General features: G+C 72.9%; 5 protein-coding genes and 1 pseudogene. 2 read left to right on the forward strand and 4 right to left on the reverse strand.

Annotated elements, in window-relative coordinates; genetic code table 11:
* Positions 1-759 (forward strand): annotated as a pseudogene (locus tag J1C73_RS00355) (hypothetical protein); the annotation flags it as partial.
* Complete coding sequence (locus J1C73_RS00360; RefSeq protein WP_207314536.1) at positions 759-3,644, forward strand: tetratricopeptide repeat protein; 2,886 nt, start codon at positions 759-761, stop codon at positions 3,642-3,644. The pseudogene J1C73_RS00355 and the gene J1C73_RS00360, both read left to right, overlap by 1 nt.
* Positions 3,645-3,854: 210 nt before the next feature.
* Here J1C73_RS00360 and J1C73_RS00365 read toward each other — a convergent pair whose 3' ends face one another.
* The 4 genes from J1C73_RS00365 to J1C73_RS00380 all read right to left on the reverse strand — a co-directional run.
* A complete protein-coding gene (locus tag J1C73_RS00365) occupies positions 3,855-4,505 on the reverse strand; it encodes a thymidine kinase (RefSeq protein WP_207314537.1) in 651 nt (216 codons plus the stop codon).
* 88 nt (positions 4,506-4,593) lie between these two features.
* The gene (locus tag J1C73_RS00370) at positions 4,594-5,781 is read right to left on the reverse strand and encodes an alkaline phosphatase family protein (RefSeq protein WP_207314538.1); all 1,188 of its coding nucleotides are present in this window, start codon (positions 5,779-5,781) and stop codon (positions 4,594-4,596) included.
* Entirely contained in the window at positions 5,781-6,377 is a 597-nt protein-coding gene (locus J1C73_RS00375) for a DUF5998 family protein (RefSeq protein ID WP_123462856.1), read from the reverse strand. Before J1C73_RS00375 ends, J1C73_RS00370 begins: the two co-directional genes overlap by 1 nt.
* Positions 6,378-6,468: 91 nt before the next feature.
* Positions 6,469-7,362, reverse strand: an 894-nt coding sequence (locus J1C73_RS00380; protein ID WP_207314539.1) for an acetate--CoA ligase family protein, incomplete at its 5' end; no start/stop codon positions are given.

Here is a 7,362-nt window from a genome sequence, read left to right on the forward strand (position 1 = left end):
CCCGGCCGGACTGCGCTGACCCGCGCGGAGGCGGCGCAGCTCCGGCCTGTCCAGCCCGGCGGCGTCCGCCGCGTCGTCGACCATCCGCAGGACGCTCTCCAAGTGGCGTGCCGCGCCCGCCGGTTGTGCTGCCGAGCGCCACCACTCGGTCAGCGCAGTCCGGCCGGGACCCCGGCCGACCCCGGCGCGCTGTTCGCCCGCCAGGACGGCTACGCCCTCGCGGCGGGCGTTCCGCCCACCGCCGGCAGCCGGGTGATCGCCCGGGGGCCGGGGACCAACGACTGGCGCCGCTACCCGCCTGGGTTCGTCGACGCCGCCGAGGACGCGGTGTCCTGGACCGCTCGCGCGCTCGGCGCGCAGCGGCAGATCGAGGTCGAGGCCGTCGCGCACAACGCGGCACCCGCCGCCGGCCCGGCCCTCGTCGCGGAGGTCCAGGTGAACGGTGGTGGCCCGCACCGGGTGCCCCTGGCCAGACGGGACGATCTGTGGGCCGGCCGGGCGACTCTGGATCTTGCTCCGGACCCGGCTCCGGCCCTTGCCCTGCCGGTCACGCCGATGCCGCCGCTCGTCGAGGTCGGTGTCCTGCTGCCCGGCTTCGACCCGGGCCCCAGCCTCGGCGGCCGCGCCGACCGCGACGCGATCCGTGCCCTGGCCCGGCGCCGGCTGGCCGACACCGTTCGGCCCCAGGCGTTCGACACCTTCGACGGGCCCTTCCTCGCCGAGATCGTCGCCGCCGCTGCCACCAGTGAGGACTACTGATGACGGACGAGGACAACGCACCGGTACAGCTGTACGGAGACCCGTTCGACAGCGGCTTCGCCCTGGCCCACGAGCATCACATGGCCGCGGACTACGCTGCCGCGTACGCCGTCCACGAGGAACTGCTCGCCCTGGCCGAGTCCCTGGAGGACTCCCCCGACGTACGGTTCCTGCGCGCGCACCTGCTGGCCGACCTCACGAGCGTCCTCCTCGGCGCCTCCGATTTTCCCAGGGCTGAGGACACCGTCGACCGCTCTCGCGCCCTGCTCGACGGCATCGCGTCGGCACCGATGGGGCCGCGAGGGCGTCAACTGTGGCTGGAAATCGTGCTGCGGACACTGATCGCCAGATCCGACCTGCTGCGCAGGACGGGACGTCTGGACGAGGCGCTGGAGTGTCTCGACGAGGCAACGGCCGGACTGGCCGAGTTCGACGATCCCGACGGACTGCGCGGCTCCGAGATCGGCCTGAGCCGGATGCTCCTGCTGATGGACCGGGGCGAGTGGGGAACGGCCGAGGCGCAGGCCACGCTCCTGCTGTCCACCACTCCGGCGACCGCGGCGGAGACCGTGCCACGTCTACTGACCTCGCTCGGCGTGATCTGCTCCGCGACCGGCCGGTTCGACGAGGCCGAGGACTACTTCGCCCGCGCGGACGACGCCTTCCGGGCGTTGGGGGACACCGGTGAGCAGCAGACGCTGCTCGTGCACCGGGCGAGCATCGCGATGCGCCGGGGCGAACCGGACCGCGCGGAGCGGTTGCTCGCCGAGGCGTCCGCGTTCTTCGAGGAACAGCGACGGTTCGGTGAACTGGCGGTCTGTGAGCAGTCCCGGAGCCTCATCAGCGCCCAGCGCGGCGACGCCGCGGGAGCGAGCGACCTCATCACGGCGAGCCTGGAGCGGTTCGCGCAACTCGGCGCCGCGGTCGCCGCCGCCGACGCCATGCTGCTCGGCGCCCAGCACGCGTACGAGCGGGGCGACATCGAGGAGATGAAGCGGCTGGCCCAGGAGGCCCGCGACGTCTACCAGGCACGGGAGATCCACGAGCGGTGCGCCCAGGTCGATCTCCTGCTCGCGCGAACCCTTGAGGACAACCTGAACCGGACCGACCACGGCGACCACGAGCCTCGGTCCATCGCCAACGCGCTCTCCCTCGCCGTCCCCGCCGCACTGACCCTGGCCGCGGCGCGCCACGACTTCGTCACCGCCCATGCGCGCAGCCAGTGGCTGGAACTGGCCGACGACGCCATGCGGTTGGTCTTCCGCCTCGCCGTACGCCGCCAGGACCAGGGGCTCCTCTTCGAACTGGTGGAACACCGCTGCGCGGGCGCGGCACTGGCCCGGGGCGGTGCACCGGGCTCCGTCGCGTCCCCCGAAGACACGGCACCGGTCCTTCCGGACGGGGGCATGAAGGCGTACGGCTACCCCGACGGCGGTGCGATGACGCTGGGCGGTGTGGCGGCCGAGGCCGCCGCCTCCGCGGGCCTGCGCGTCGCGCCGCCGCCTAGGGTGCGGATGTCGGCGGAGTCCGGCCGGATCGCGCTCCAGGAGTACATCTCGGCGGCCGAGTTCCGCTATCGGCGTCGGATCGTGGACAAGGACGAGGTGCCGTTCTGGATCACCGACGAGCTGTCGAGCCGCCCGGTGGTCCAGATCCGGCTGGCCGATGCCGGCGACCTGTTCATGACCTGGACATGGGCCGGCGGCGCCCGGGGGTTCGGCACCGGCCAGGGGCCCGCCGCCGAAGTCGACCGGGCGGTGGCCGAGTTGGCCGCCGCGCTGCCCGGGGCGGGCGAGGGCGCGGAGGCCATGCGACAGGCTTTCACCACGGGCGCGCTGGCCGGTCACGACACCGAGCACCGGCTTGCGCGGACGCTGGCCGAGGCGCTGTGGCCGGAGGGGCTGACGGCACAGATACGCCAGGTGTCGGAACGCGCGGGCCGCCCGCTGGTACGCATCCAGCCCTCGCCCCGGGTCGCCCAGGTCCCCTGGGAACTGCTGGCCGTCGACGAGGACGATGTCCGGCTCATCGATCTGGCGGACGTGGTGACCACCGCGCCGACGTCACTGCGACGACAGAACACCTCGGACCGTCCGGCGCGTGACACCGGCCCGGTCGTCCTCGTCCTCGACCCCCGGGTGCCCGGATTCCGGGCCGATTCCCCGCTCGGCTCGGTCCTGGGACCGCCCGGCTCGGATTCGGAGCTGCTGTCGTTGGTCCAGGACCGTCTCGACGCGGGCGCCGTCGAGCCGTCCCTCGGCGCCCCGGCGGAGGCGTTCCGCCGCACCGATCTGGACCGGGACTGGCTGAGCGGCGTGCTCCGCAAGGGGGCACGCCGACTGATGTATGTCGGGCACGTCAGCGGGGCACCGGTCGAAGGCGGGCAGAGCGAGGACGGCACCCTCCATCTGTGCTGCGGACCGGACAGCACCGGCCTGACCGAGCCGGTGCGCACCCACCGCCCTCTGTCGGCCAAGGACCTCCTGCTGGGCACGCTTCCCCTGCGAGCGGACGGGGAATCGGGTGCGCGGATCTGGCCCGCGCCACCGCGTGTCGCCCTGATCGGCTGCGAGAGCGGCGGCGATCTGCGGTTCGCCGAGTCGTTCGGCCTGGCGACGGCGATGCTGCACAACGGTGCCGATCTGGTCACCGCCGCCCGTTGGGTCCTGCCGACCAGCTTCGCGTTCCACCGGCTGGCCGGCCTGCCCGAGTCCCTGCGCCCCCTGTCGGAGGCGATCATCGCCGTCGACACCGCCCACGAGCACCACGACCCCGTGCACCGGCTCGGCCGCTGGCAGCGCGAGCAACTCGACCGCTGGCGCGCCGGCGGCAGGATCGAGCACTCGCCCCTGCTGTGGGCGGCGTTGACCTGCATCGTCGTGTGACCGCGAGCGCGATACCGCGACGACGTCGGCCAGGGCCGTGGCCAGGGCTTCCGCCGGCAACTGGTACGAGTGAAACATCCGGAAGGCCATGCGTGCGGGCCGCGACCGCCAAGCGCAGCAGTGCACCGGTGCCTTTCGCTCCGCGTCATGAGTGTGCGCTTCTCGGACGGGCGGCCGTCGGACCGATCGCGTGGCAGGCGGGTTCGAGGCTCAGTCCGGGGCGACCGGCAGGACGTCCGGCGAGAGCGCGCCGGCACGCACAGCAGCGCTCGTCATACGGCGACGATGGTGACGTCGGCACAACACCTCATAGCCGACCTCCCCGGCGGGGCAGCTCACATCACCGACAACGACCTGCTCACCCTCCACCACCATCTGGCCACCCACCGTGCGGGCATTGTGCGTGGCGCGCGCCCCGCACCAGCACATCGCCTCCACCTGGAGCGCCTCTATCCGGTCCGCCAGCTCGATCAGTCGCTGCGAGCCGGGGAAGAGCCTGGCCCGGAAGTCGGTCGTGATGCCGAAGGTGAAAACGTCGAGGTCCAGGTCGTCCACGACCCGCGCCAACTGGTCGACCTGCTCCGACGCCAGGAACTGTGCCTCATCCACAATCAGATAGTCGACCCTGTCGCCCTGCGACATACGACCCACGACGTAGGCGTACAGATCCATCTCCGGCGTCGCCTCGACAGCATCCGTCATCAGACCGAGCCGCGAAGACAGCTTCCCCTCCCCCGCCCGGTCATCGCGCGTAAAGATCACACCCTGCAGACCCCGCGCCGAACGATTGTGAATCCGCTGCAGAGCAAGTGTGCTCTTCCCGCAGTCCATGGTTCCGGAGAAAAACACCAGCTCGGGCATGAGGGGTCGAGCACCTTTCGGGACGGACGGGGAGGGTCGTGGAGCGGGCCGGCACGGCTACGGCGTGTGCGGGACTTTCAGAACACGCCTAGGTGCGTACTTCGAAGAGCGGGACGAGCTGCTCGACGGGGGTCATCGAGCCATGCATGCCCACCATCGCCGACTCGTGGGGCTCGTTGTCGGAGGCGGTGATCACCACGTCGTCGTGGGCCGCCGCGACCACGTCGCCGATCCGGCCGAGGACCCGTTCGTCGACCCGGGGGCCGAACCAGCCCGCCGCGACGGCCTCGTCCCGGCTCGCCACCCAGAACTGCTCGCCGAGCACCTCGCGCCAGACGGTCAGCACATCGGCCTCGGCGCCCGGGACGGCGTACACATGGCGGGCGCGGCCCTCGCCGCCGAGCAGCGCGACGCCCGCGCGCAGCTCCCAGTCCTCGTCGAAGTCGATCCTGGACTGCTCGTCGAACGGGATGTCGATCATGCCGTGGTCGGCGGTGATGTACAGCGCCGAGCGGGGCGGGAGCTGTTCGGCGAGGCGCCTGGCCAGTCCGTCGACGTGCATCAGCTGGCCGCGCCAGGCGTCGGAGTCGACGCCGAAGCGGTGCCCCATGCCGTCGACCTCGCTGTAGTACGTGTAGACGAGGGTGCGGTCGCCGGCGGCCAGTCGCTCGGCGGCGACGTCCATCCGGTCCTCGCCGGTCAGCCGGCCGAGGAACGAGCCGCCGCTGAGCGCGACCTTGGTGAGCGGGGTCTGCTCGAAGGCGGGCGCGGAGACCTGCGCGGTACGCACTCCGGCCGCGTCGGCGAGCGTGAAGACGGTGGGGTGGGGCTGCCAGACCCTGGGCTGCGTCCAGGGCCTCCAGCGGAGCTGGTTCATCAGCGCGCCGGTGTCGGGATTGCGCACCGTGTACCCCGGAAGGCCGTGCTCGCCCGGGGGCAGCCCGGTGCCGACCGAGGCCAGCGAGGTCGCGGTGGTGGCCGGGAAGCCCGCGGTTATCGGGTGGCCCGTGCCGCCGCGCGAGGTGGGCAGCAGGGAGTGCAGGAAGGGGGCCTCGTCCGGGTGGGCCCGGATCTGCTCCCAGCCGAGTCCGTCGATCAGGAAGACGCAGTTCCGGTCGGCGGGCGTGAGCTCGGCGATCGCCGAGGTGAAACCGGGCACGCCCTGTCCCGCGACGAGCGTGGGCAGCAGATCGGCGAGCGAGCCGCTGCCGTACTCGGGCACCGGGGCGGTGTCGACGGGCAGCAGGACGGGGTCCTGCCAGGCCGGCTGGACCATCAGCGGCCGGCCGCCGCGGTCGCGGCCGTGGCCTCGGAGAGCGCCTGGGCGAAGGCCAGGGTCTGGCGCACGGTGTCGGGACCGTCGCCGGCCTCGCTGACCCGCAGGCTCAGGTCGTCGGCGGTGGAACTGCCGGTGTAGCCGTGGTCGGCCTCGCAGTTGGGGTCGCCGCAGGCGGCGGGCTCCAGGTCGATCCGGGAGACCGCGCCCCAGCCGATGGTCAGGACGACCTCACGGGGCAGCGTGCCGGGGACGTACTTCTCCGGGTTGGCCACGACACGGCTGACCACGACCGAGGAGATCCGGTCCAGCTTGACCGACTCGGTGGAGGTGGTGGCGTAGGGCGTCGGGGAGCTGGTGTCGGCGTTCTGCTCGTCGGTGTGGCTGACGACGAAACGGTTGTCCGTGAGCACCAGGACCGTGACGTGCCGGCGGACCTCGTTGGAGTCGAAGGTGGTCTCCTGGTGCACCAGGTACGAAGCGACCGGCTCACCGCCCACGGCGGCCTCCACCGCCTCGGCCACGAGGGCCGGGTAGTAGCCGCTGCGCTCGATCGCCGCGCGCAGCCCCTGGGTCGTCGTACCGGTCTTAGCCATACGGACCATCCTACGGGGGGCGGATGACTGCCGGGGACGTCCTGCCCACCCCGTCCCGGACGGCTTCCGCGGCGACGCGGGACGGGACGGTTCAGTAGTTGGAGAGGCGGCGGGGGCCGAGGTCGGTGCGGGCCGGGGGCGGTGAGAGCCGGACGCTCGCGCCGAGGACGGTCAGCCCCTGGGTGGCGACCACGACCGGCTCCAGGGCGATGGAGACCACCTCGGGGTGGTCGTCGACCAGCAGGGAGACCCTGAGCAGCAGTTCTTCCAGCGCCGCGGTGTCCACGGGCGCTGAGCCGCGCCAGCCGAAGAGGACCGGGGCCGCCCTGATCGAGCGGATCAGCTCGGCGGCGTCCCGGTCGGTGGCCGGAACCAGGCGGTGGGCGGTGTCGCCGAGGAGTTCGGAGGGCGCACCCGCCAGGCCGAAGGAGAGGACGGCGCCCGCGGCCGGGTCGATCGTGGCCCGTACGACGGTGTCGACACCGCGCGGGGCCATGGCCTGGACGACGGGACGGAGTTCGGCGGGCTTGCCGAGGAGGTCGGTCAGTTCGCCGTACGCGCGGCGCAGCGCGGACTCGGTGGCCAGGTCCAGCCGGACGCCGCCCAGGTCGGCGCGGTGGCGCAGATGGGGCGCGGTGGTCTTCAGCGCCACCGGGTAGCCGAGTTGCGCGGCGGCGGCGACGGCCGCCTCCGCGTCGGGGGCCGGCAGCGTCGGCCGGACGGCGATGCCGTAGCAGGCCAGGAGCTCGCGGGCCTCGTCGTGCGCCAGGGGCCTGCCCCGCGGATCGGGGTCCTCGCCGAGCAGCGCGTCGATGCGGGCGGCCGCACCCGGCTCGTCGATGGTGTCGTCGAGGAACTCGGGCACCTTGCCGGGGGCCGCGGCCTGGCGTCGCCACTGGGCGTAGTTGACGGCTTCGGCGAGTGCGCGGACGGCGCGTTCGGCGGCGGGGTAGGCGGGGATCCGGCCGACGGCGCGGGCTCCCTC

Origin of the sequence: Streptomyces laculatispora, from assembly GCF_017353455.1 — a bacterium.
GTDB classification, from domain to species: domain Bacteria; phylum Actinomycetota; class Actinomycetes; order Streptomycetales; family Streptomycetaceae; genus Streptomyces; species Streptomyces laculatispora.